Here is a 24,304-nt window from a genome sequence, read left to right as displayed (position 1 = left end):
CGGCGCCCTTTCTCATGGAGCGGCATATGGCCCAGATCGCCTTCCGCCGCGAGGTGGAACTATTCATCTCCGAAGCGTTGAGCCCGCAGGCGCGTTCGGCCCATCTAGCGCAGGGCGCACGCCAGATCCTGGCCGATATGATCGCCAGCGGTGAGGGCAGCCGGCATCACCAGCGGATTGTCGATGGCGTTTCGGGCGCGTTGGAAGACTCAGTGCGGCCAGAAGGCTTGATCGTTTACCGGTTCAGCCATTGGGCCACCGTTTGCCAGTTCGCGATCAGCTTTCTGACGGCGCGGTCGCCGGAGCGCAGCGGGCGGTATCGCGAGAGTTTCTTTTTCGGTTTCTTCACCGCCGAAGGACAGGATCGTGCCCGGTTCGTGCCATGGCGGGATGTCGTGCCGACCGCCATCACCGCCGATGTCACCAAAGTGATGATCGGGAATTTCCAGCCCTATGGCCGGAAGGTCGATGTGCAGGTGGTGGGACGCGAGACAATCAAGTTCAGCGTCGCGCCGGGCATTTTTGATGACGCCGCGCGCCAGATCAATTCCCGGTTCGCCGGCATCGTGTCCGCGCGCCGCCAATACAATGTCGACCTGGGCGCACGCCGATACATCGCCAAGCGGGGTACGCGGGCCGGCAAGGCCGTTGAATCCCCCGCCCTGATCATCACGCAGGAACGCTGACGATGGCCAGCTTGCAAAACATCGCCCGCGAAGCCCGCATCCGCGGTGCCTATGACAGCAATATTGCTGGTGCTGCCGAGAGGGACGCGGCCGCACTGCGGAACATGGCCGGTGCGGCAGATGCCGCCGCCGCGTCGGGCGAGAAGATGGCCGCCAGCATGCGGGTCAGCGACGAGGCCCTGCGCCGCGCCGACCCCAGCTTCGACAAAATCAACCGCAAGCTGGACGAGAATATCCGCCTGACCCAGGCCAAGCAGCGCGCCGAAAAGGAGTATGAACGGACAGCAGCCGAACTTCGCCGCGAGATGGAGGACGGCAACCGGACAGAGGCAGAGGGTGCCGAGCTGATCCGTCGCGCAGGCATGGTTCGCGATCAGGCCATTGCCAGGGCTGAGAAGTCCGCCGAACAGATGCGACGCATGTTCGCCCAAAACGACATGGCCGTCGGGCAGAGCGCCGACAGTGTCGAGGCCTATATCAACCTGTTGGGCCGACTTGATCCGTTTGTGGGGCAGCAGCAGCGTTATAATCAGGAACTGGACAGTGCCGAGGCGATCTTGCGGGCCGTTAACGCCACCGAGCGGGAGCGATTCCAGGTCTTCCAATCGCTGGCCGACATGTATGACCCGGCCACCCAGGCCGTGAACCGGCACATTTCAGCGCTGGAGGCGGAAGCGGCGGCCCAACGCAAAGCCAAGGAAGCCGCCGATGCGGCGCTTGCCCAGAAGGTCATTGCCGCCCGCCAGGATGTGGCCCAGACCCGGTTCAGCAGCTTCATGGGGGTTGGTGGCGCGTCATCGGGCAGTGCCGCCGCTTCCGCGGAAGCCTTTGCCAAGATGTTTCAGGCCCAGGACTGGCAGGCCATGCTGGATGCCGAGGATCAGGCGCAGAGAGAGCGCATCCAGCAGACCAAGCGGAATGTCGCCCTGAACTGGCAGGCGATGCTGGATGCGGAACGACAGGGCGCCGCCGAGGCGGAAATTCAGTTGGCCCGCAACTGGCAGGCCATTCTGGCCGTTGAGGAAATGGCGCAGGCAGAGCGTCTGGCCCTGAAGAAGGCGGCAGCGCCCAAGGCCTATGAAACCCTGGTTGACAGTTTCGACCAGGAAGCCGCCGCCGCACGGCGATACGCATCCGCCCTGACCCAACTGCGCGAGACGGCGGCGCTGGCTGGCATCTCTGCGGATCGGCTGGCAGCCGATGAGGCGCGGTTGGCGGCGGCCATGTCGCCGGCCGTGCGGTCAGCGGAGCAGGCGGTGCAGGCCTATCGAGAGCTGCGGGCCAGCATGGATCCTGTCATTGCCTCGCAGCAGCGGTACCAAGCGGCCCTGGCCGCGATGCAGGCAGGTCACAGGGCCCTGGGTATTTCAGGGGCGCAAGCCGCAGCCGAGATTGCCCAGCTTCAACGGCATATGGGCGTGACGGGCCGGGGAATGGGGTTGGCCGCCCATGAAGCCGGAGCGCTGGCGCAGCAGATCCAGGATATCGGTGTCTCTGTTGCCGGCGGGCAGAACCCGTTCCTGGTGCTGACGCAACAGGTGCCGCAGGCGGCCTATGCCGTGGGTGGCTTCGGGCGGCTGATGGGCCTGCTGGTTAGCCCTGTGGCGCTGGTCGCGACAACTGTGCTGGCTGTTGGTGCGGCACTGGCCATCGTCACGATGCGCTTTGCCGATATCCAGGGACAGGCGCGGCGCTACACCGCTGAACTGAAGGCCCTGAACCCCGAGCTTGGGGTTACCGCGGATCGGCTGAGGGAAATGGAGTTTTCCATCGCCAATCAGCGGGGCACCAGCCGGGAGCCGGTCCGAAGCACGCTTTCCGCTGTCATCGCCAACCGGAACATACGATCCCCGGAACTGGCGCAACAACTGGCCGGCGTGTCGCAGGATATGTCGGCGGTGCTGGGTCAGGATGCCAGTGCATGGGGCAAGCGTCTGGCCGATGCGTTCGGGCAGGGTGCCGCCGGTGTGCGGCGCCTGGATGAGGAACTGGGCTTCCTCAGCGTCGCGCAGGCTGCCTCCATCACGATGATGGAGCGCCAAGGCGACAGGGCGGGCGCCCTGTCGGTGGCGATCGCTGCCCTCGAAGCGCGCTATGGGGGTGCTGGAAAGGCGCTGAAGGGTGACTTCGCAACAGCAGTAACGGAAGTCGCCCGGGCGTGGGATGACCTTGTTGAGTCGCTAGCGAGATCGCAAGCCGTGCGGTCTGTCGTGGAGGGGCTGGGCTCCGCCCTCAAAGGCGTTACATCTCTACTTAAAGAAGCATCGTTGGAATCGCAGCGCGACACGATCGAGAAGCAGATCCAGAACTTCCGCAGCGGCGCTTCGTTCCTTGACGGGATGTCTCCAGGCATTGTGGCCCGCCGACAGGAGAGCATAAGAGCCCTAGAGAAAAAGCTCGCCGAAATCGAACGACGCATCAATGCCGCCGCCAGTACCAATGGGTCCGCTAACAATTCGCCATACGGTAGCTTTACAGACGATCAGGCAAAGCGCCTCACCGATGCCCGCACGGAACTTGATCTTTATAAGCAAACCCTGGCCGGGGTTGGTGTCCAACAGCGTATCGCCCAGGCTGGGTCCTCAGCCTTCAATGCAGAGCTTCGCGCGGGCGGTACGCTTGCATCTGCCCAACAGCAGAGGCTTGTCGCCGAACAAAGGGCCTGGGCAGACCTAAGCGACAGCGTCCAGGAAGCGGCCGAGGCCGCCCGAAATGCCCTTCCTGGCCTCACCCTGATCGCCAATGCCCAGGGCGGCACCGTCCAGCAGCAGGATGCAGCGGCCCGCACGGCCCGGCTTTATGCCGAGGCCATGGATAAGTACGGTGAATCCGTTGCCGCAGCCGTGTTGGCCGGCAAGCCACTGCCCGATGATCTGACCAAACTCGCCGCTGCCTGGCACGCCGCCGACATCCAGAAGCGGGCGGGCGAGATGAATGCGATGGCGGCTGCATCCGGGCGGGCCGCGGAGCAGGCTGCTGCTGTCGGTGCGGCTTACCTGATCAGTGCCGCCGATGGTGTCCGTGCGGCGGCGATGCAGCAGGCGGCCAACGATAATGTCACGACTGGGGTCAACGCCGCCGCCAGGGCCCGGCAACTGCTGTCTGTGCAGACCGCCGAGATGATCGCGCGCGGTGGTGAGGCGGTGGCGCAGGCCCGTATTGAGGCGACAGCGCAGGAAGGCGTAGCGCGGGCCGCTGCCGGCACCACCGAAGGCCTGATGAAGGCGCAGTTGGCCGGCAAGGTCGCGGCGGCCACCCAGGTCTATCGCACGCAACTTCTTGTCGCCGAAGGCAAGCAGGCCGAAAGCCTGATCAAGATCATTGATGCGCTGACCGAGGCCACCCTGCGTCAGGCCGCAGCGGATCGTGAGGCATCGGTGGCGATTGCCGCCAAGGACGCAGACCGGGGGCTTGGCCGGCTGCGGGAGCGCAACACCCTGTTGGGGAAGATCGCGGGCGGGGGCCGGGAAAGCCTGTCTGCCCGTTTCGACCTGGAGGCCAAGGTCAAGCAGTGGGAGATCGACGACGCTGTCCGCCAGTTGGAGGACAGCCTGCGCGATGTCAATGGAGCTATCAGCGACACCAACAAGCAGATTGTGGAGCAAACCCGCGCGGAAATGAGCCTCGGCGCGGAGCGGGAACGACAGATCAAGGTCATGGACGCCGCTGATACGGCGGCCATGGCATTGGGCAATATCGGCACCAGGATTGCGGCCGGAGACTGGTCTAGCGTCGCCGAGGGTGTCGGCGACTTCATGAGCAAGTTCCACGATCTGCAAAAGACCGCTGGTTCTGCCGCAAAATCGTTCACAGCACTGGGTCTGTCCCTGCTGGAGAGCGCCGAGGCTGGAAACGCTCTGGGCAACCTTGTGGCCGAACTCTTTGGTGGGCGCAGCGATGCCCAGAACCGCAATGCCCAGATTGGTAGCACTGTCGCCACCACGGTCGGTGATTTCTTCGGTGTGCCCCAAGGGTTGTCCAGTTTCGTCGGCAACATCGTCGGCGGCCTGTTTGGGCCGGGCAAGAGCGACAGCACCGCCGGCGTGGATGTGTATACGCGCAATGACCGCGTGGTGAATTTCGATACCTCGGCCAATAAGCAAGACAGCGGCAACATGTCGGCCCGCGACGCCCTGGCCCAGTCCGTAAATACCTTCAGCAATCTTCTGACAGAACTGACCGGCGGAACGCTGGCAGAAAAAATCGCCATTGAGGTGGGCAGCCGAGACGGTAATCGCTGGCGCGTCTATGGTGCAGACGGGTCGATGGCGGCCAGCGGCACCACCGCCGTCGGCGACATTGAGGGCACGCTGTCTCAGGTCCTGTCGGCCATCACCAACACGCTCACAGGCGTCGATGCCGCTTTGAAATCCAGGTTGCAGTCCGTCGACTTCTCTAATCTCCAGCGCGCCGAAGGGGATGTGAACTTTATCCTGGCCTACGACACCGCCATCCAGAAGCTGAATGGCACGTTGGAGGGCGGCAGCGACGATGTCGAGACGGCCCGCAAGAACGTTGTCGACATGCGCAATTACGTGCGCGACTTCGCCGATCAGGCCGGGCGGCTGGGCTATGATGCCGGCGTCACCGCCGCCGCCCTGCGGTCCTATGTCGAGCGGTTTGCCGGCATCGGCGAAGCCGTGCCCGAGATGACGGAGATGGAAACCCAGGTCGCGGCACTTCGCGCGGCGTTCGGGGAGCTGGCCCCCGTTCTGGAATTGGTGGGGTATAGCGCGAGCGACGCGGCAACGGCGGTGCAGAAGGCTGAAGCTGCAAAGATGGCCGCGCTGCGCGCCGATGTCTCCAGCAATCAGGACCGCCGTTATAACGACCTGATCGGGAATGACTTCATCAACAGCTTGCAGGACCTGATCGCCCAGCGAGCCACCGACGTCCGCGATGCAAGGGCGGTGGGACTTTCCGATGCGGGCGCACAGCGCAATTTCGTTGCCGGCCTTTCTGGCACCCTGACATCATCGTTGCGCGCCGATCAACTGCAAGAGGCTATCCGGCTGTTTGGCGACATACCCGAGGTCGCCGCAGCCGCGAATGCGGCCCTGTCCCAGTTGGCCAGCGGCATTGACGGCACGGCCGCAGCCGCTCGAAGTGCCGCGGATATCGCGAATGAGCGCGCGGGGCTTGAGGTTCGGCTGCTGGAATTGCAGGGCAACAACGCGGCTCTGCTTGAGCGTCAGCGGGATGCACTGGATGCCAGTAACCGATCCTTGTTTGATCAGGTCCAGGCAGCACAGTTGGCCAGCAACATCGCCAATGAGCGCAAGGGGTTGGAGGACCAGCTTTTGCAGGCCCAGGGGGACACTGTGGCCCTACGCCTTAAGGAGCGGGCGGCCCTGGATGAAAGCAACCGGTCCATCTATGACCAGATTAAGGCCATTGAGGATCAAAAGGCAGCCAACGAGGCGGCACGGCAGGCGGCCAGCGTCACGGCCAGCCTGCAAGACAGGCTGTTGACGGCGCAGCAGCGCAACAATCCCGATGCAGCCATCCAGGCCCTGCTGCGCCGTCAGCAAGCGGAGTTCGCCGCAGGTCAGGCGGCGGGTTATTCGGCGGAACAGATGCAACTGCTGGCCAATGTGCTGGCCCAGGAAATGACCGATGCTGTTGCCGATCTGAATGCGCAGACCCAGGCCCTGTCGGACCAGTTGCAGACCCGCCTTCTGCGCGCCCAGGCCGCAAATCCGCTACTGGAAGAAATGCAGCGGCAGGGGCTGGAGTCACAGGCCACACAGATTGAGCGGGCCCAGGAACTGGCCGCCGCGTCCAATGACAATGTCCGTGCCATGCTGCGGTCGATCTATGCGGCCGAGGATTTGGCCGCCGCCAATCAGGCCGTGGCCGACAGTGCCGCAGATGCGGCGCGCCAAGCGCAGGATGCGGCATCGGCCCTGGAGCGGATCCGGGGCATAGGCGGTTCCATCCGCGATTGGGTGAACCAGGCGCGGGCCGGCGGGATCGAAAGCTTCCTGTCGCCGGCGGAGCAGTTGGCCAATGCCCGCAGCCAGTTCAACAGCCAGCTTGGTCTGGCGCGGGGCAATGATCAGACGGCGCTGGGGTCGATTACCGCCTATGCGCAGCGCTATGCCGATGCGCTGCTGGCCAATGGCGCCTCCGGGACCGATACGGATAGTGCCATCCGTCAGGTCCTGGCCCAGTTGGAGACGCTGCCCGCCGTCCAGAGCTTTGATGCGCAGCAGACGGCGCTGCTGACCAGCATCCGCGATGCCACGATCCAGGCCGGGGGCGTGATTGACAATACCAAGCTGACGGCACAGGCGGTGGCAGGGCTGGGTTCCGGGTCGGGGGATGGCACTCTGTTGGCCATTGGAAAGCTGACCTATGCCGGCAACCTGGACCGCATCAACCTGCTGAACGCCACCAACACTATCCTGGCAAATGGCTTGTCGGCCCTGGGGTCGCTGATGCTGGACGGCAATACCCGGCTGGCGAACCTGCACACCTGGTGGACAGGCGTCTGGTCTGTCATGTCCTCCCTGTTGGATAAAACCAAATACAACACGGCAGAGACAGCGAAGAAGCTGGGCGGCGGTTACGCCTATGCCAGCGGTACGGATTGGCATCCCGGCGGATGGGCGATGGTGGGCGAGCAAGGCCCGGAACTGGCCTTCCTGCCCCAAGGCACGGCCGTTGCGACAGCAGCGGAAAGCCGGGCGGCCCTGTCCCGCCCGCGCGCCTACACCGTGCCGCAGCCCTACGTGTCAGTGCCTGCCAACGGCAATAGTGGCGACGCCAAGGTCCTGGAGGAAGTCCGCAAGCAAAACGCCCTCATGGCCGAACAGAACCGGCTTCTGGCGGAGCAGAACCGGCTGTTGCGGTCACAGGGCGGCACCCTGGACGATATTGCCGACACCAACGCCCAGATGGCCAGCGACCGGCCCCGCGCTGTGGTGGGGCGCCGGGCGGCGGCGGTGGGGGGCTGATCCATGGCATGGCTGTTTCGGGGGCAACCGTACAGCGCTGCGGCGGGTGCGGTGGTGTCGCTGTATCTGTCGGATGTCGGCTTTATTACGGAGCCGGCGGACAGCCCCGCCAATACGTACTGGGACCGCCGCCTGCGCGTGGCGCTGTCGCTGGAGCGGTCGCTATTCGCACGGGGCAATGTCGGCGGCCGGTCGGAGATGTCGGCGGGTGTGACGGTGGCCGAGAATTTGGACGGCGCGCTGGACGGGTGGAGCAATTACGATTGGGATGGACGCCGCATTGATATCTGGTACAGCGCCAAGGAAAAGCCGGTCTGGGCCGATTTCAGTCTGGTGTGGAGCGGAACGGCAGAGCGTTTCACCCCCGGCACGGACGAGGTGCGGATTGACCTGCGCGATCTGCAACTGCTGCTGGAGCGACCCTATCAGGTCAACCGTTTTGCCGGGACCGGCGGGGCGGAAGGCTTCGCGGAGCTGGCCGGACGGCGCAAGCCGCGCGCCATGGGACGCCCCAAACAGATCTCGCCCATCCAAATCTGCAAGAGCCCTGTCGTCTATGCCTATGGCGATGGGCCGTGTGGCGGGGTTCTGGCTGCCCATGATCGGGGGGACTTGTTTACTGCGGTGGGGGGCGATTATTCGACCTATGCCGCGATGGCGGCCGCCAGCATGGCGGGTGTGGACTATGTCACCTGTAATGCCCTGGGACTGATCCGGTTTGCCAGTCAGCCCGTGGGGCCCGTCACCTTGGATGTTGAGGGGCGCACACTTTCCGGGTCGGCGGCCGTGACCTTTGCCAATATGCTGTCGGTGATCCTGCCCATTGATACCAGCCTGACCAGCGGCGATTTCGCCACCGGCACGGTCGCCGCCATGAACAGCCTATGTCCGCAGGTCCTTGGCCATTGGTACGATGGTGGGTCAGAGGTGCTGGTCGCCGATATCGTGGATGAATGGGCCGAAAGCATCGGCGTCTATTGGGGGTTCGATCTGAACCGGAAGCTTGTGCTGGGTCGGTTTGATGCGCCCAAGCCCACCGCCGATTTCAGCTTTGTTCAGCGGGGCATCCTGTCGATCGATCCGACCGCCACGGAACGACGATTGGCCACACAGACCATCGGCTATGGCCGGCGCTGGCGGACCCTGTCTGATGCAGAGATCGCTGGCAGCATTGTGACGGGGCGCGATGCCCTGGGCCAGGAATGGCAGGCGGCCACCTATACCGACGGCACAGTGGCAACCCAAAGCCTGCTGGCCCGAACCGAACGGGTGGATACCTGCCTGATGTCGCAAAGCGCTGCGGCGGCGGAGGCACTGCGCCGCGTCGGCCTGCATGGGCCGCGCCGTGAGGGTTTTGAACTGCGCGTGCCCTTCACCCCGGGCCTGGATGCCGGTGCCACCGTGTCGGTCACCCATGACCGGCATGGCCTGTCGGGGGGTAAGCGCTTTGTCGTCATGGCGGCAGACCGCGATGCCGCCGCCGAAGAACATCTTCTGACCCTGTGGGGATAACATGGCCGTAAAATTCCGCCCGCTGGGCCCGCCCGTCCTGTTGGAGGATGCGGCGCCCCCACCTGCGTCCAATGACCGGGACGTGACGGGGTATGATATCAAGCTGGGATTCAAGTGGCTGGACACCTCCAACCCCGCCAACAAGCAATATTATGAATGCGTTGGTGATGACCCTGCGGCCCTTCAATGGATTCGCCTGTCCGACCTGGATGGAAATTTCCGGGACAATGTTCTGGTTGGAAAGGGGGCGGGGCAGCAAATCGTAGGGTCGTACAACGGGAACGATAACGTGGCCGTCGGCGTCGATGCCCTGGGCGACGCCGTGGAAACCCATGAAAGTGTAGCAATTGGAAAGGGCGCATTGCGCAGCGACACTGACGGCAACTTTAACATCGCCATCGGCTATCGGGCGCAGTTCAACCTGGATGGGAGAAACGGCAATATCGCCATCGGTTTTCAGGCGGCGATGGGCAATGCCAGTTCAACGACTTACGATTACAATGTGTTTATCGGCTATGCCGCCGGCATGAACCTTTTGGACAGCGACAGCAATGTCGCGATTGGATCGCAGGCTATGCAAGGGGCCTCCGGTTCAACGCCGGCTGGGAATGTTGCGGTCGGTCCCAGATCGCTCCAGAATATTGAGACCGGGCAGGCAAACACTTGCGTCGGTCTACAATCCGGGGACAGCCTTACCACCGGGTCAAGCAATATCATCATCGGCTGGACCGCAGATGTTGACGCGGGCGCGCGATCCAACTGCATCGTCATTGGTGTGGGTGCATCGCCAACGAAGAACGGGCAGCTGGTGCTGGGGTCCAGTCTGCGTCCCCTTGTGACCCACGCCACCGCCGGCGCCACCTCTGAGTATCTAGAGGTGCTGATCAACGGCGTTGCCCGGAAAATCGAACTGAAGGCGATGTGACATGGCATCCTTGCTCATGCTGTGGGACATCGCGTCCGACACCGGCACGCTGTCTGCTGCCGGTACCAGCCCCGGATCCTGGGTCGAAAGCGGCGGGATCGGCGTCCAGAACCTGCGCAATGATGATGTCATGTCGGTGGCCCGTTATACGGCCATCGCCAGCAGCACGGCGCGGGTCAAGGTGGCGATGCCACGGTCGCGGCCCATCGATATCGTGGCGGTGATCGGCCATAATGGCAGCGAGACGGGCACCTGGCGCCCGCTTCTGTCGGCCAATGCCGACCTGTCATCCCCCGTTTATCAGCCATCGCCATTGCCCATGTGGGGGGCCACCTTCATCTGGGGTTCGCGTCCCTTTGGCGATTTCCCGTTTTCCGGAATCGACACAGCCAACTATCCCGGCGCGCCCGTCCTTTGGCACCGCCTGACAGAGCCGGTGTCCGCCCGGTATCTGGGCGTGGATTTCATCGATGCGTCGAACCCCGCTGGTTATTTCCAGGCCGGGCGCCTTATGGCCGGCGTGGCGTGGCAACCTCCAATCAGCATGGCATTGGGCAGTTCGATCGGTGTCGTGGACCCATCAGAGAAGAAGCGCACAGATGGTGGCCGTCGTCTGGTCCGCCGTCGCGCCCGCTGGCGCACCTGGAAAATCAGTCTGGAATATCAGGACGTGCGGGCCGCTATGGGCGTCTACCACGATCTGATGTGGATGAAGGGCATTGCCGGCGATTTGTTCATGGTCTGGGACCCAGAGCAGGACGCGGCGGTGATGAGCCGCCAGATCCTTTACGGCGCGCTTTCCGCTACCGGCGAAGTGGCCGCGACATCCTTTAACCGCTGGTCCGTGAGTTTTGAGATTGAGGAGCTGATCTGATGCCCAACATCAACGGCACTGATTGGACGCGCGACGATTTCACGCCCTTTTCGTATTACGACAATTGGGACCCGTTCTGGACCGATGTCATGGCAGAGGTCGCCAATGTCGAGGCCGACCGCATCGCGGCGCAGTCGGCCCAGGCAGGGGCCGAAACCGCGCGGGATGCGGCGGCGGGGAGTGCGGGGGCGGCGGCGGCGGATCGGGTGCAGACGGGGGCGGATCGGGCGGCCACGGGCACGGCGCTGGCCACGGCGCAGGCGCTGGTGGGATCAGCCGGCACCGGCACGGCCACGGGGCTGGCCTTTTCGGCGCTGAGTAAGAGCCTGGTCAACCAGACCGATGTGGTGGCGGTGCATCTCTATGACGCTCGCTTGGATAGCGACGGCGGGGCGTGGACGGATCGGCCCTTTGCGAGCTGGTATTGGGAGACGCTGGGGACCACGACCCGAGGGGCGACGCGGCGGTTTCCGAAGGTGGCGGGGATCGTGGCGCGGGCGGCGTCCGTCACGATTTATGACCTGCATGACCTGGATGCCACGGGCGTGCCCAGGATGTGGATGGTGTTTAATGCGAATACATCAAACGCCGCAGTATTCGCAAACGCCGCAATTCCGATCAATTCAATTTTTGCAGTAAATGGGCGACTTTTTGTCACGTCGAAGGACACAGCAGTCGGAGGTTTATCTATTCTCGATTTTGTTCAAGATGTTACTGGCATTCGTATCAATGACACCACTCGATACTTCAGTCGAAACATTGCCAATAGGAATGTCGCTGTATCGACGCAAGATACGAATTACTACGGAGCGGGAAACGCGCTAGTTTCAAGGGTTTGCAGCCATGTCCACGCACGCGTCATCCCCGGCGGCCCGTTGGACAGCGCCGGCCTGCCGATCCCGACCGTGGCTGTGGCGACGGCTGGCGGGGTGAGCGTCATCCATCCCAATGGGGCGGTGTACAGCGTAACTGACGCTCGCGGCGCTAAGGTCGTGCATCTGGCGGGTGATGGTCGACTTGCTTATGGCTTAGCTAGCGCTGGCTATGGCTGTGTGTTTGGGCGATTGCTCTACGCGACAATTGCCGTTTCTCCCTGGACATTTTACTTCGCGGAACCGGGCGCGGGCGCGGTACGCTTGAACCAGGGTGCTCCGTCCAGTCTCGTCGCGGGATTGATTGCCACACGAGAGGGCTATGTAACCGGAAACGCATCTGGCCTGACATTGCTTTCCGAAGACATCGGCAACCCGGCCAACGGCATGACAGCCTATGTCACCACGCTGTCCAACACCGGCTGGCAGCCCGGCGACATCCGCGGTGCGCACCTCTGCGACACCACGACGGGCAATATCACCGGGTCCGCCGATCTGGTGACCAATGGTGATTTCAGCGGCGGCACGACGGGTTGGACGGCGGTCAATGCCACTCCGACCGTTACATCGGGCGAGATGCAGGTTTCCAGTAGCGCGGGTGGCGGGCTGATCTTCCAGACCCTAACAACCGTGCCGGGTCAGACCTACTCGGTCACGGCACTGGCGCGGTGTGGCACAAGCAGCGCAGCCCGCCTTATCGTCACACCCGGCGGGGTGGCCGTACAAGCGATCAATAACACGACCAGCAATCAACCCCTCCAGCTGCAATTCACGGCTGTTGCTGCGACCACTGATTTGCAGTTGGCCACAGGTACGGTCGGAACGGCGATCTTCGACAACGTAAGCTGCCGTCTCGCCCTACCTGACCGCAGCTACAAGGGCAAGGGGCTGGTGGTCAACGGCACCCTGGGCCGCACGGCGCTGCCCTGCGGGCTGGCGGCGGTCAGCGGGTTCAGTGCATCTAACTATCTGGAACAGCCCTACAACCCGGATTACGATTTCGGGACCGGGGATTTCTTCATTGGCTGCTGGTCGAATGTTCCGGCCGGTGTCGGTCAGGAGACGTTCTTTAGTCGGGCGGCTTTCGGCAGTTCATACAGCGGTTCGGCAATCACCCTCGGAACCGGGGCGGGAGGCGCAACCGCGCTGACGGTTACGGATGACGGCTTCGCCACGCTGGATGTCGCTACCGCCAGCGGATCTCAATCGGACGGGCTGTGGCATTTTCTGGTCGGTTTGCGGCGCGCGAATGTGTTCGAACTTTGGATTGACGGGGTATTGTCAGCCACCACGGCAGTAAATAACGCCAATCTCTCGCTTTCCAATAGCGCCGCCACCACACGTATTGGACTTCGGCAGGCGGGTGATTTTGTCAATGACGCCGCCACTCGAATTGCCGCCCTTCGGGTATCCGCCTACGCCCCGACGCCAGCCCAAATTCGCAAGATGTATGAGGACGAACGGGCGTTGATCGTGGGCGGGACCCCGGCCACCCTGGGCGGCACGTCCAACAGCGTCACGGCCCTGGCCGCCAATGAGGGCGACGGCACGCTGGCGGTCGGCACGGGCGACGGTGTGTCCATCATGGCCTTTGGCCGGGTGCGGTACCTGGACGGGGCCAGCGGTGGGGCGGCCATCGGCAATGATGCCATCACGGCCCTGTCGGCCAGCGGGTCGCACATGCTGGTCGGCACCAGTGCGAATGCCGGCATCATCAGCGACAGCGTGATCGCGCAGGATCGCATGCTGCCCGCCGGGCCACCGGTGCCACGGGCGGCCAGTGATCCGCAGGTGATCCGCGCCCGTGTCGTCACCACCGATGCCACGCCGACCGACATGGTCCCGCGCCTGATCATCGGGGAGCGGGAGGCAGTGACCGTCGATGTGACGGTGCAGGCCCGGACCTATGGCGCCACCAGCACGCAGGGCGGCACCTATCGCCGTCTGGCCCGGTACATCCGGGATGCCGGCGGCAATGTGACCCTGGCCGGGTCGGTCCAGACCATCGGCGCCGATCAAGAGACAACCGCCGGCATGGATGTGACCATCCAGGCCGATACAGCGGCGCAGACCATCACCCCGCGTGTGACCGGTGTGGCCGGCACGCGCATGGTCTGGACCGCGCGCATCGTTGTGACCCGTATCTCTGAGGAGGCGTCCTATGCCGCGTAGCGTAGACATTGGCACGGGCCTGTATGGCGCCGGTCGCTACCTGTCTGTCTGGTCGATGGTGGCGGGCTATCCGCGCTGTCAGGCACCGGCCCTGGTGCTGGGCAGTGCCGATCCCGCCGCACTGGCCGCCGCCATCGCCGTCAACCGCGCCGTGGCCGGCATTGCGGCGCGGGCGGAAGCGGTGGAGGCGGCGGGGCGGCTGGCGGTGCAGGACCCGCCGCCGGAAACGGTCATGGAGGCGAATGGGGATGGGGAGCCTGTGGAGGTTCCCAACCCCGCCTATGTGGATTGGGTCGCCGCCGGGCAGTTGCTGTCCGACACGGCGGCGGATGCGGACCTGCAGCATCTGCTGCGCACGCGGGCGGATAGTTTGATCACCGATGCGGGTGGGGTGGTGGAGCCGGGATGGACCCTGGCCCTTCCGCCCGTGCCGGATATGGACCCGCTGACCCAGACGGCGGACTGGGACGGGGCGGCATGGACCGTGCGCGACCTGACGGTGGAGGAGGCGGCCATTTGGCCCCTGCGCCCGCCGCCGGTGCCGGCGACGGTAAGCCGTGTGCAACTGCGCCTGGCGCTGGCCGCGCGAGGCTTGCTGGACATCGTGGACAGCGCCGTGACCCTGTCCGGCGATATGGAGCTGGTGGAGCGGTGGGGGGCCGCCAGCATGGAGCGGACCAGCCCGCACCTTGCCGACATGGCTGCGGACATGGGTCTAAGCGAAAGCGATATCGACGACATCTTCCGCGAGGCAGCGGCACTTTAAGGGGGACAACCATGACCTGGAAAGAGATAAGGCGCCGCCTGGGCGAGGCGGCGTCGCTGGCAAGCTGTGCGCTCAATGTCGCGGTGGGCACGGGCCACCGCAAGCTGACCCTGTCGGCGGGTACGTGGCAACTGCATCGGCAGGGTGCTGCGCGGGCACGGTTCCTGCTGCTGCTGATCGAGGGCATCAACAAGCCATTCACACGGCCCGACCATTGCCGGCGGGCCTGGATCAAACACATCCCCATCCTGGTGATGGAGGGGATCGATATTGGCGATGGGAGCGGGAAATAATGGCGCAGACCGAAGATACGTTGCGCGTTTCGAACCGCGGCGTGGTGTTGCCGATGGCCCTGGTGGGCGCCCTCCTTGCCGCCGTTTGGTTTGCGGCGGTGCAGAGCGCGAATGTCGCAGACCTTAGCGCCCGGGTTCGTGTGCTGGAAGGCCGTGCGGACGACCAGCACAAGGCGTGGACGGCCATTGATGTCCGGCTCGCCCGGATGGAGGTCACGCTGCAATCGCTGGCCGATAGCGTGCGCCGCGACCAGCGAGACGGCGGCCCGCGCTGATCCCTCGGCCCTGATGTCCTGAACCCACCCAGCCCGGTCATTGCGCCGGGCTTTTTCATGGGGACCATCATGATCACACCAGCCCTGTTATCGGCGCTGGCGCCTTCGACGCGCCCGGCCATCGTCGCGCCGTTCGCGCCCGCGCTGGAGACGGCATGCACGCGGTTTGGGGTCGACACGCCCAGCCGCAAGGCCATGTTCCTGGCCCAGGTCGCGCATGAATGTGCGGGCTTCTCCATGCTGTCGGAGAGCCTGAACTACGCCGCTGAAAAGCTGGTGCCGAAGTTCGGCGCGCGTCGGATCAGCGAGGTGGATGCCCAGCGGCTTGGCCGGCGCGACGGGCAGCCGGCGGACCCCGCCGGCATCGCCAATATTGTCTATGGCGGGGAGTGGGGGCGCCTGCATCTGGGCAATACCCAGCCGGGCGATGGCTGGCTTTATCGGGGTCGGGGCCTGATCCAACTGACGGGCCGCTCCGCCTATCAACGGGCGGGCCAAGCCCTGGGCCTGGATCTGATCGGCAATCCCGACCTGTTGCTGACGCCGGGGCCGGCGGCCCTGTCGGCGGGATGGTTCTGGGACTGGAAAGACTGCAATGGGCCTGCCGATGCTGGCCAAATCTCCGAATGCACGCGCCGCATCAATGGCGGGCAGAACGGGATCGATGATCGTCGCGCCCTGTGGGTGCTGGCCTGCAAGCTGCTGGGGGTGTGAGATGCTGGGCAAGATCGTGCAAGGCCTGATCGGCGGCGGGGCGCAGGCGGTGGCCAACGCCATCACGCCGTTCACGGGCGACAAGGTCCAGGACGAAACCAGCCGGCATGGCGAAATGCTGGCCCGGTTTCAGCAGTACGGGGGTGAGTTCTCTGACCGGCAGAACCGAACCTGGTGGGACAGCTTCATTGATGGGTTGAACCGGCTGCCCCGGCCTGCCATGGCATTGGGGGTGATTGCCATTTTCGTCTGGGCATCGGCGGACCCGGTTGGATTCGCGGCGGCGGCCCAGGCCTGGGCCTTGATCCCCGATGAGATGTGGATCGTGCTGGGCGCCATCGTGACGTTCTTTTTCGGCGACCGAACCTTGCTGGCGGCGCGGCGGGGCAGGGGGCCGACCGTGGATCAGGTCCGCGCGGTCATGGCCACCCGCGCCGAAATCCAGGCGATGCAGCCGGCCCCGCCGTCGCCACCCACGCCACCACCGGTGCCGATGGATGAAGCGCGGTATCAGGCGGAGATGGTCGACGACGGCAAGCCTCTGTCCGATGAGGCGATACGGGAATGGAACCGGCGGCAGAAGATTAAGTGATGGTGATAAATCTCAAATTATTGTATATTCTTCTTCGGAAAGTGGCTGTCCCTTGTGTATTCTCAGCAGAAAACGATATAAAACCTCTCGAGAATATCGCATTACGCTGACTCTTTCTTTGTACTCGCCAAAGATGTAATCTCCATGTCTTTGGTGGTCTGCGCCGCGCTTTACATTTTCAATAGATTCCCTGGATACCAAGAGATTACGTCGCATCTCCTTCCATGCGGCAGCTTTATCTGTGCTTCCGGTTTGAAAGTACAATCTTATCTGCTCTAGCATTCGGTATGCATGGAAGTATGTATTGTCATGGTCTTGCAAGGAAAGTCGAAAGTCTTTGAGGGCTAATCTGGCGTTCTTGTTATGGTAAAAACTTTCATACAAATTGGGGTCAAATTTGTAATTATGAATGTCTGCAATCTCTGGCAATCCCTTGCGTATTGGAAATATTGTATAATCTTCTGATACTTGAGCTGTGTGAATATCAATAGATCCTGGGACACCACTTGATAGAGATTCAAAGTCAATTGCAGTGTGCGCAATACTTGATATAGCGGAAGCGATATTGTCTACATTTGCATAGTCACCATAAACATTAACGCTAGCGTTTAGCTTGCCATCTTTTATATTTAAAATGATATCGCATTTAGTTTCACCAATTATTGCTTCGTACTCCGGAAATTCCAGACCCAAATGAGATTTCTCTGGAGAAATGGTACCCTTAATGATTATCGTTTTCATAAATGACCTCATTTTCGCATCAGAAACGTAGCGCGGCCATGATTCGATCCTGACTTTTGTATCTGCTGATTCGCCCCTAAACAAGGGCCGTTGCGAGTTCTGCATGTTCTCATTATGTTCTCATTATGGAGCCGCGCATTGACCACTCCCGGCTGGCGGGGACCCTGGGCGACCTGATCCAGCAGCAAATTGACCTGTGCATGTTCTGCCAGGTCTGCGACGATTCACGCCTTTGGGCCTATGACTGGCTGGACAGGCGGGCGCCGCCCGAAATGGAGATCGCGGAATGGTCCCGGCGATACCGCTGCCCGCGATGTGGTACGGTCGGCGCATCGGATAGCCGGCGCGTGCCGCGCAGCAATCCAAATGTGCAGCATCTTGGCTGGATCGGGGCAAAGGAGGGGCAGGTGTGTAACCGCTATCAGGCGTCGATCCAAAAGCTGGGCCTTTCAGAAGAAATCTTCGGCTTTGAGCCATGGTCTGAAACCAGCCTGGAGATTTTCCCGGACAGGCTGGCCCCGGTTGTACGGATGGAGGATGGCATACCGACCTGGCGGGCCATGCGTTGGGGCATGCCGCCATTCAAGGACACGGCGCACCCCATCACCAATATCCGTAATTTGACCAGCCCCTGGTGGCAACGCTGGCTGTCCCCGCCCAACCGTTGTCTGGTGCCGTTCGAGCGGTTCGCCGAATACACGGCGGACCCCGGCCCCAAGAAAGACGTCTGGTTTCGGGTGACCGATGATCGGCCCGCGGCCTTTGCCGGCATCTGGACAGGATGGGAAGGCACCCGTGGGCCTAAGTCAGCACCCGTCACGGGCCATCATGATCTGTTCGGGTTCCTGACCACCGAACCCAATGATCTGGTCGGCGGTGTCCATCCCAAGGCAATGCCGGTGATCTTGATCGGCCAGCAGGCCATGCGCGAATGGCTGACCGCACCCATGACCGCCGTGTCCGATTTCGCCCGGCCCGTGCCAGATGAGGAAATGGAGATTATCGAGGGTGTGGTTTAGGCGGCCAGATGTCGGTGGTTCATTTGCACCAGAGTGCAAATCCATCATTGCGGGCAAACGCTAGAGAAAATTGGCGGACCCGAATGGATTCGAACCATCGGCCTCTGCCTTCGGAGGGCAGCGCTCTATCCAGCTGAGCTACGGGTCCATGCCGGCGTTGGGAGCAACCCCAAGCGGCGCGGACCATAGCGCATCGGTTCGGTCGGTGCAAATGCTTCGTTCGAGAAAATGAAAATTGCCGACAAACCCCTGAAATCAATCGATCTTTCAGCCCAGCATGGCCCGTAGTGCCTGCCGTGACAGGTCTTTCAGCGCGTCGCGCATGCGCTGAAGCTCATCGGCCGCGGCCTCGTAATCCTGGATCAACCCACCCACGAGGGTCGCGGGATCATCAGCCTCGTCCGGATAACGGTCGCGGGCGCGGGCCGCGCGGCGGCGCAGGCGTTCAACGATATCTTCTTCAGCCGGCATCATATTATTCCCGATACATTCCAGCTTCTTTAAGCATGGCCGGCCCCAGCCCGTCACGCCTTTCCTTCCACAATTACCTCACCCCGATGGGGTAGCCTTCCAGGCATAGGGCGGAAGTATGGTATTTACGCTACAATTCAGGGGTTGATTATGTATTCGCTCATGCCCTATTTAAGGGCCGGGGCGTTTTGTAGCGTATGTGGCGAGGTTTCCATGTTTTTCCTCTTCCGCCGGTCCGCGGGCCTGATGATGGCTGCGGCATTCTTGGCATTCGCCCCTGTGGCATCCGTCCACGCCGCCGCCGAAGAACAGGCGGAAGATTGCATGATGGCCGCCGCTGGGCGTTGCAGCTTCACCGCCGGCAGGGAGGGTGTTCATCGCATCCAGTTGACGCTGGGTCAGGCACAGACGGGCAAGCTTCGTGATCTGACCATCGGCGGGCAGCAATGCCCGTTGCAGCGTCAGGCGGCCGACGGTCAGGATGGTGCCCTGCATGCCGCCTGCTTCGCGTATCTTTCTGCCGGCGTGACCTATGAGCTTTCGGTGCCCGAAACCGGCAAGGTCAGCGTCGTCAAGGCTGACCCGGCCCATGGAGAGCCTGTCACCGTCATTCCCTAACGGCATTTGGTGTTTGGGCCTGACGGGCCTGTTCAGCTTTCACCATCATGGCGATGATTGCGGGAAGTTCGACCGTCGGTGACCAGCCCAGGCGTTCACGCGCCTTGCGGCTGTCACCGCGGAGTTCTCCCACCTCCGCCGGTCGGAAGAGGCCAGGATCGACCGCGACGCAGATGCGCCCGCTGTCCAGATCGATCGCGGTTTCCCGCGCCCCCGTCCCCTGCCAGTGCAGGCGGATATCCAGGGCTTGCGCCGTCAGCGAAACGAAGTCGCGAACGCTCCAGGTCCGTCCCGTGGACAGAAGATAATCGTCGGCCTGGTCGGCCTGGAGCATCGACCACATGCCCTGCACATAGTCGCCGGCAAAGCCCCAGTCGCGCCGCGCATCCAGCCGCCCCAGCGCCATGGGTGACGCCTGCTCCCCCGCCCGCCAGCGGGTCAGGCTGCGCACGATCTTGGCGGTCACGAATTCCGGACCGCGCAGCGGCGATTCGTGATTGAACAAGATGCCGTTGACGCAGAACAGGCCATAGGCGATGCGATACAGCGTCGTCATCTGGTGCGCCGCCACCTTCGCCACGGCGTAGGGGCTGCGGGGTCGGAACAGTGTCGTCTCCGTCTGTGGCACCTCTGGCGCCTCACCGAACATTTCCGAGGTGGACGCGTGGTAGAAGCGCGTATCCGGGCAGCGAGTACGGACCGTCTCCAGCAAGTTGGTCGTGGCAACCGCATTGCTGGCGAAGGTTTCCGCCGGGATATGGAAGGATGAATGGACGGAACTGTGCGCAGCGAGATGGTAGATCTCGTCCGGCACATGATCATCCAGAAGCCACGAAACCGCCCGTCCATCGGTCAGATCAACGGTAACCGTCGTCACCCGGCCCAGCAACCCCATCTCCCGCAGCCGCCAGGCCTGCGCCAGCGACGTGCCGCCGGGACGCAGGGTGCCGGTCACCTGATACCCTTTCTCCAGCAGAAGCGATGCCAGATAGGCACCATCCTGGCTGGTGATGCCTGTGATCAACGCCCGCCGGCCCTTACCCCGCTCCTCACCCATCAACCCATTCCGACGATTGCGATGGCATCGGCGACACCGATGCGGATAAGCATATCTATAAGGGTACCGGCGCCTGGATGGGATCGGTAAAATCGGCGCGGAAGGAGAGATTATCCCGATGAATGTGCAGCATCAGTCATCGACCGCCATTGCTGAGCTTCAAGCGGCCATCGCCCTGCATGATGCCGGTCGTCTGGCGGAGGCGGAGACCGCATACCGGTCGGTTCTGGATCGCGCACCCGGCCATGGCGATGCCTTGAACCGGCTCGGCGTGCTGCATCTTCAACGGGGGGAATATGCAGCAGCGGCCTCCATTATGGAGGCGGCGGTGAAGGCGGTGCCGGATGATCCCGTCCGCCATTCCAATCTGGCCAGTGCGCTGCGTCGCCTGAACCGGCTGCCTGATGCGCTGAACGCCTGTCTCCAGGCCCTGCGCCTGGCGCCCGACTTCGCCGATGGTCTCGTCAACCTCGTCAATATTCTGGACCATATGCAGCGACCGGGCGATGCGGTGGCGGCGCAGCAGCAACTGATCGCATTGCGCCCTTATTCAGCGGAGGCGCGGTTGCAGCTGGGACGGCTGCTGATCCTGGACAACAAGCCGGAGGCCGCCATTGAGGCGATGTACGAGCTGTTGGCTATGCAGCCACTATCCGTCCATGCCTACACCAATATGGGCGTCGCCCTGCGGCGGTTGGGCCGCCTTGATGACGCTGCAACAGCCTACCGCACTGCCTTGGGCTTTGCGCCCGACGATCCCGGCCTGCTCAGCAACCTGGGGATCGTGCTGCAGGATCAGGATCGTTACACGGAGGCCATAGAGTGCTTCCGGCGCGCCATTGCGAAGCAGCCCGACAGCGCCACGGCGCATCTGAACCTTTCCATCGCCTATCGCGAAGAAATGCTGATCGAACAATCGGTCAGCAGTGCCAGGGCCACTCTACAGCATGATCCGGCCCTTGCTGCCGGCCACACGTCGCTGGCCATGGGCCTGCTGATGCAGGGCAAATATGAGGAAGGGCTGGCCGAGTACGAGTGGCGCTCTCGCATGCCGGACTTCCCATCGCCCCGTCGGGATTTCGCATCACCTGCTTGGGATGGGTCAGACATGGCGGGCCGTACCTTGCTGGTGCATGACGAGCAAGGGGTAGGCGATGCGCTGCAGTTCGTCCGGTACATCCCGGTGCTGCGCGAACGCGGTGTCAATGTCGTACTGGAATGCAACAGCCAGCTGGTCCGCCTGCTCGGCGGCGTTCCAGGTCTTGGCCCCGTGATCGGGCGGTTTCAGCCGTTGCCCCCGCACGATGCCCATGTATCGCTTTTGTCATTGCCGCACCTGCTTGGGGCCCGTATCGACAATGTGCCTGCTGCCCCCTATCTGGCGGCGGAGCCTGAACTTCAGGCGCAATGGGCAGACAAACTGTCTCGATACCAGGGTTTGAAGGTGGGCATGGTCTGGGCCGGCAACCCGGAATTCAAGGCCGACCGCTTGCGCTCCCCCGGTCTGGCGGCGGTGCGCCCGTTACTGGAGGCGGGGGGCGTGTCCTTCTTCGGCCTGCAAAAGGGACCGGGTCGCAAGGATCTGGAAACCGCCGGGCCATTGCCTGGGAATTTTGTCGATCTGGGGCCGGAGATCGGGGATTTCGCCGACACCGCCGCCATCATGGCCAACCTGGACCTGATCATCACCTCCTGCACGGGGCCGGCGCATCTGGCGGGCGGGCTCGGGCGGCCCACCTTCACCTTGCTGCCCTTCTCCCCTGACTGGCGCTGGCTGGAAAAGGGGGAGGATACGTTTTGGTATCCGTCCATGCGGCTTTTCCGGCAGGAAAGGCGGGGCGAATGGGCGCCCGTCGTCCGGCGGGTGGCGGACGCCCTGGCCGCGTTGGTTGCCCGGTCAAAGCTCACGTGACGGGGGTTACACCGCGTGGTGCGGCCCGCGTTTCAGGGCCAAGCCGGTGACGCTGCCCACCACCCCGAACAGCAGGACATAGAGCGCCGGGGCCAGCGGGCTTGCCTGCAACATCATGGTGACGGCGATCGGTGTCAGGCCGCCGAACACAGCATAGGCCAGATTATAGGAGGTGGACAGGCCGCTGAACCGCACGGAGCCTGGAAAGACATGCACCATGGCATGCGGCACCGCCCCAATCACGCCCACGCAAAGGCCCACCATGGCAGATGCGGGGAACAGCCAGGACGGATCGGCCCGCAGCAAGGTGAACATGATCAGGGCCGACAGACCCAGCAGCGGACTGAACCACAAGAAAAACCGGGCGGCCCCGATCCGGTCCACGATCAGGCCGGCAGTGATGCAGCCCGCCGACAGGAACAGCGTCGCCACCGAATTGGCACGCAGCGATTCCGCCGCCCCGAAGCCGTAGAATTTCTGCAGGATGGACGGCATCATCAGGATCAGCACGATGATCCCCGCCGACAGGAGGCCCGTCAGCGCCATGGAAATGGCGACGCCGCGCCCATGGTCCCGCGCCACCACCCGTAGCGGCAATTCTTCTGACAGTTGCTTGCGTTCCTGCATAGCGCGGAAGACCGGCGTCTCCGCCAGCCAGCGCCGTAGATAGACGGAAACCAGCCCGAACACCCCGCCCAGCAGGAACGGCCCGCGCCAGACATCGTCCAGCACCTGTTCCGGCGTGAACAGCGTATTCACGCCGGTGGCCGCCAGCGATCCCAACAGGATACCCAAGGTCAGGCCGCAGGTGACGGTGCCACAGGCAAGGCCGATGCGGTGGGCCGGCACATGCTCGGCCACGAAAACCCAGGCTCCCGGCACCTCACCCCCGATTGCGGCCCCCTGGAAGACGCGCAGCAGCAGCAGGAGAACGGGTGCCGCCAGCCCGATATCGGCATAGGTGGGCAACAGACCCATGCCCAGGGTCGATACCGCCATCATCAGGATGGAAAAGGTGAACATGCGCTTGCGGCCCATCCGGTCGCCGAAATGCGCCATGATGATGCCGCCCAGGGGCCGGGCCAGATACCCCGCCGCGAACACGCCGAAGGTCTGCAGCTGCTTCATCCAGTCCGGCAGTTCGGGCGGAAAGAACAACTGCCCGATGACTGTCGCAAAATAGACGAAGATGATGAAATCATAGAATTCCAGGGCCCCACCCAGGGAAGCCAGGGACAGGGTGCGCACATCCTGGCGGGACATTGTGTGGGGTGACTGCATTCCGGTCGCATCCTCCGACAACCCCGCCACGCCGGTGATCGGCCGGCAAGGGCTTGTTTTCATATGCTATCCGGCGATGCCGCCACTCCTGTCAAGTACGCGATCAGGCGGCGATAGACTGTATGCCCAGTTGCAGGCTGCGCGCAATGCGCCCGGCCGTGGCACGCACCGCCGCCGCATCCGCTGCCGTCAACGTCGCTTCCGCCGTTTCCTGCCACAGCGACAGCCAGCGGTCGAAGCGATCAGGCGTCATGGCGGCGCGGTGGCGCAGATGGGCCGCCATCGGATTGCCCTTGTACCGTCCGCTGCCCAGCATCACCGATGTCCAGAAATCCGTCAGCAGCGCCTCATGATGGTCCCAATCGCCGATGGCATTGTTGAACCAGGGCCCCAGTTCCGGGTCCTGGCGCACCCTGGCATAGAAGGCGCGCACCAGTTGGGCCAAAGCGTGATCGTCCATGATCGGTCCTCGTTCCGGGTGACAGAAGGAGGATGGCTGGCAGGCATTAAAGATGCAAATAAAATATATCTTATGGACTCTATGTCGCGGGCGCGCGCTTGCCGG

The 24,304-nt window shown here is 63.2% G+C and carries 19 protein-coding genes and 1 tRNA gene; 14 read left to right on the top strand and 6 right to left on the bottom strand.

Annotated elements, in window-relative coordinates; translation table 11 throughout:
* The first annotated feature begins 26 nt into the window (after positions 1–26).
* From C0V82_RS16035 to C0V82_RS15980, 11 genes are all read left to right on the top strand, one after another.
* A complete protein-coding gene (locus tag C0V82_RS16035) occupies positions 27–686 on the top strand; it encodes a hypothetical protein (RefSeq protein WP_102113493.1) in 660 nt (219 codons plus the stop codon).
* 2 nt (positions 687–688) lie between these two features.
* Positions 689–7,645, top strand: a complete 6,957-nt coding sequence (locus C0V82_RS16030; protein ID WP_102113492.1) for a phage tail length tape measure family protein — start codon at positions 689–691, stop codon at positions 7,643–7,645.
* Between the two features lie 3 nt (positions 7,646–7,648).
* Positions 7,649–9,157: a hypothetical protein gene (locus C0V82_RS16025; protein WP_102113491.1), complete on the top strand. Its 1,509-nt coding sequence runs from the start codon at positions 7,649–7,651 to the stop codon at positions 9,155–9,157.
* Position 9,158: 1 nt separating this feature from the next.
* Complete coding sequence (locus C0V82_RS16020; protein ID WP_102113490.1) at positions 9,159–10,082, top strand: hypothetical protein; 924 nt, start codon at positions 9,159–9,161, stop codon at positions 10,080–10,082.
* A 1-nt stretch (position 10,083) separates the two neighbouring features.
* Positions 10,084–10,956 carry a hypothetical protein gene (locus tag C0V82_RS16015; protein WP_102113489.1) on the top strand — a complete coding sequence of 291 codons (873 nt, stop codon included), beginning with the start codon at positions 10,084–10,086 and terminating at the stop codon, positions 10,954–10,956.
* Positions 10,956–14,000 carry a LamG-like jellyroll fold domain-containing protein gene (locus C0V82_RS16005; RefSeq protein ID WP_158659973.1) on the top strand — a complete coding sequence of 1,015 codons (3,045 nt, stop codon included), beginning with the start codon at positions 10,956–10,958 and terminating at the stop codon, positions 13,998–14,000. Before C0V82_RS16015 ends, C0V82_RS16005 begins: the two co-directional genes overlap by 1 nt.
* Entirely contained in the window at positions 13,990–14,766 is a 777-nt protein-coding gene (locus C0V82_RS16000; RefSeq protein WP_102113486.1) for a hypothetical protein, read from the top strand. Before C0V82_RS16005 ends, C0V82_RS16000 begins: the two co-directional genes overlap by 11 nt.
* 11 nt (positions 14,767–14,777) lie before the next feature.
* Entirely contained in the window at positions 14,778–15,059 is a 282-nt protein-coding gene (locus C0V82_RS15995; RefSeq protein ID WP_102113485.1) for a hypothetical protein, read from the top strand.
* Positions 15,059–15,334, top strand: a complete 276-nt coding sequence (locus C0V82_RS15990; RefSeq protein ID WP_102113484.1) for a hypothetical protein — start codon at positions 15,059–15,061, stop codon at positions 15,332–15,334. The genes C0V82_RS15995 and C0V82_RS15990 overlap by 1 nt, the downstream gene beginning before the upstream one ends.
* A gap of 69 nt (positions 15,335–15,403) precedes the next feature.
* Positions 15,404–16,048: a glycoside hydrolase family 19 protein gene (locus C0V82_RS15985; RefSeq protein ID WP_102114343.1), complete on the top strand. Its 645-nt coding sequence runs from the start codon at positions 15,404–15,406 to the stop codon at positions 16,046–16,048.
* A gap of 1 nt (position 16,049) precedes the next feature.
* Positions 16,050–16,640 carry a 3TM-type holin gene (locus C0V82_RS15980; protein ID WP_158659972.1) on the top strand — a complete coding sequence of 197 codons (591 nt, stop codon included), beginning with the start codon at positions 16,050–16,052 and terminating at the stop codon, positions 16,638–16,640.
* Between the two features lie 12 nt (positions 16,641–16,652).
* Here C0V82_RS15980 and C0V82_RS26950 read toward each other — a convergent pair whose 3' ends face one another.
* The gene (locus tag C0V82_RS26950) at positions 16,653–17,381 is read right to left on the bottom strand and encodes a DUF8168 domain-containing protein (protein ID WP_158659971.1); all 729 of its coding nucleotides are present in this window, start codon (positions 17,379–17,381) and stop codon (positions 16,653–16,655) included.
* 125 nt (positions 17,382–17,506) lie between these two features.
* Between C0V82_RS26950 and C0V82_RS15975 the strand changes: the two genes are divergently transcribed.
* Positions 17,507–18,400, top strand: coding sequence for an SOS response-associated peptidase (locus C0V82_RS15975; protein ID WP_245924260.1), 894 nt, complete (start codon positions 17,507–17,509; stop codon positions 18,398–18,400).
* A gap of 71 nt (positions 18,401–18,471) precedes the next feature.
* Here C0V82_RS15975 and C0V82_RS15970 read toward each other — a convergent pair.
* Together C0V82_RS15970 and C0V82_RS15965 are read right to left on the bottom strand one after the other, a co-directional pair.
* Positions 18,472–18,548, bottom strand: a tRNA-Arg gene (locus C0V82_RS15970).
* A gap of 119 nt (positions 18,549–18,667) precedes the next feature.
* Positions 18,668–18,874, bottom strand: coding sequence for a hypothetical protein (locus C0V82_RS15965; protein ID WP_054170391.1), 207 nt, complete (start codon positions 18,872–18,874; stop codon positions 18,668–18,670).
* 210 nt (positions 18,875–19,084) lie between these two features.
* On the opposite strand from C0V82_RS15965, the gene C0V82_RS15960 reads away from it, so the two are divergent.
* On the top strand, positions 19,085–19,489 hold the full coding sequence (locus C0V82_RS15960; protein ID WP_102113482.1) for a hypothetical protein: 405 nt from the start codon (positions 19,085–19,087) through the stop codon (positions 19,487–19,489).
* On the opposite strand, the gene C0V82_RS15955 is transcribed toward C0V82_RS15960, so the two are convergent.
* Positions 19,479–20,546 (bottom strand): GDP-mannose 4,6-dehydratase, encoded by a 1,068-nt coding sequence (locus C0V82_RS15955; RefSeq protein ID WP_102113481.1) that lies wholly within the window; start codon positions 20,544–20,546, stop codon positions 19,479–19,481. The genes C0V82_RS15960 and C0V82_RS15955 overlap by 11 nt on opposite strands.
* 118 nt (positions 20,547–20,664) lie before the next feature.
* Here C0V82_RS15955 and C0V82_RS15950 point away from each other — a divergent pair, with 118 nt between their 5' ends.
* Entirely contained in the window at positions 20,665–22,458 is a 1,794-nt protein-coding gene (locus tag C0V82_RS15950; RefSeq protein WP_102113480.1) for a tetratricopeptide repeat protein, read from the top strand.
* 6 nt (positions 22,459–22,464) lie between these two features.
* Here the strand turns inward: C0V82_RS15950 and C0V82_RS15945 are convergent, their stop codons facing one another.
* Both C0V82_RS15945 and C0V82_RS15940 read right to left on the bottom strand, forming a co-directional pair.
* Complete coding sequence (locus C0V82_RS15945) at positions 22,465–23,739, bottom strand: MFS transporter (RefSeq protein WP_199772570.1); 1,275 nt, start codon at positions 23,737–23,739, stop codon at positions 22,465–22,467.
* Positions 23,740–23,842: 103 nt separating this feature from the next.
* Positions 23,843–24,199 (bottom strand): group III truncated hemoglobin, encoded by a 357-nt coding sequence (locus tag C0V82_RS15940; protein ID WP_102113478.1) that lies wholly within the window; start codon positions 24,197–24,199, stop codon positions 23,843–23,845.
* Positions 24,200–24,304 lie beyond the last annotated feature (105 nt).

The organism is Niveispirillum cyanobacteriorum (assembly GCF_002868735.1).
Taxonomy (GTDB): domain Bacteria; phylum Pseudomonadota; class Alphaproteobacteria; order Azospirillales; family Azospirillaceae; genus Niveispirillum; species Niveispirillum cyanobacteriorum.
This window is presented reverse-complemented; position numbering and strand designations above follow the sequence as displayed.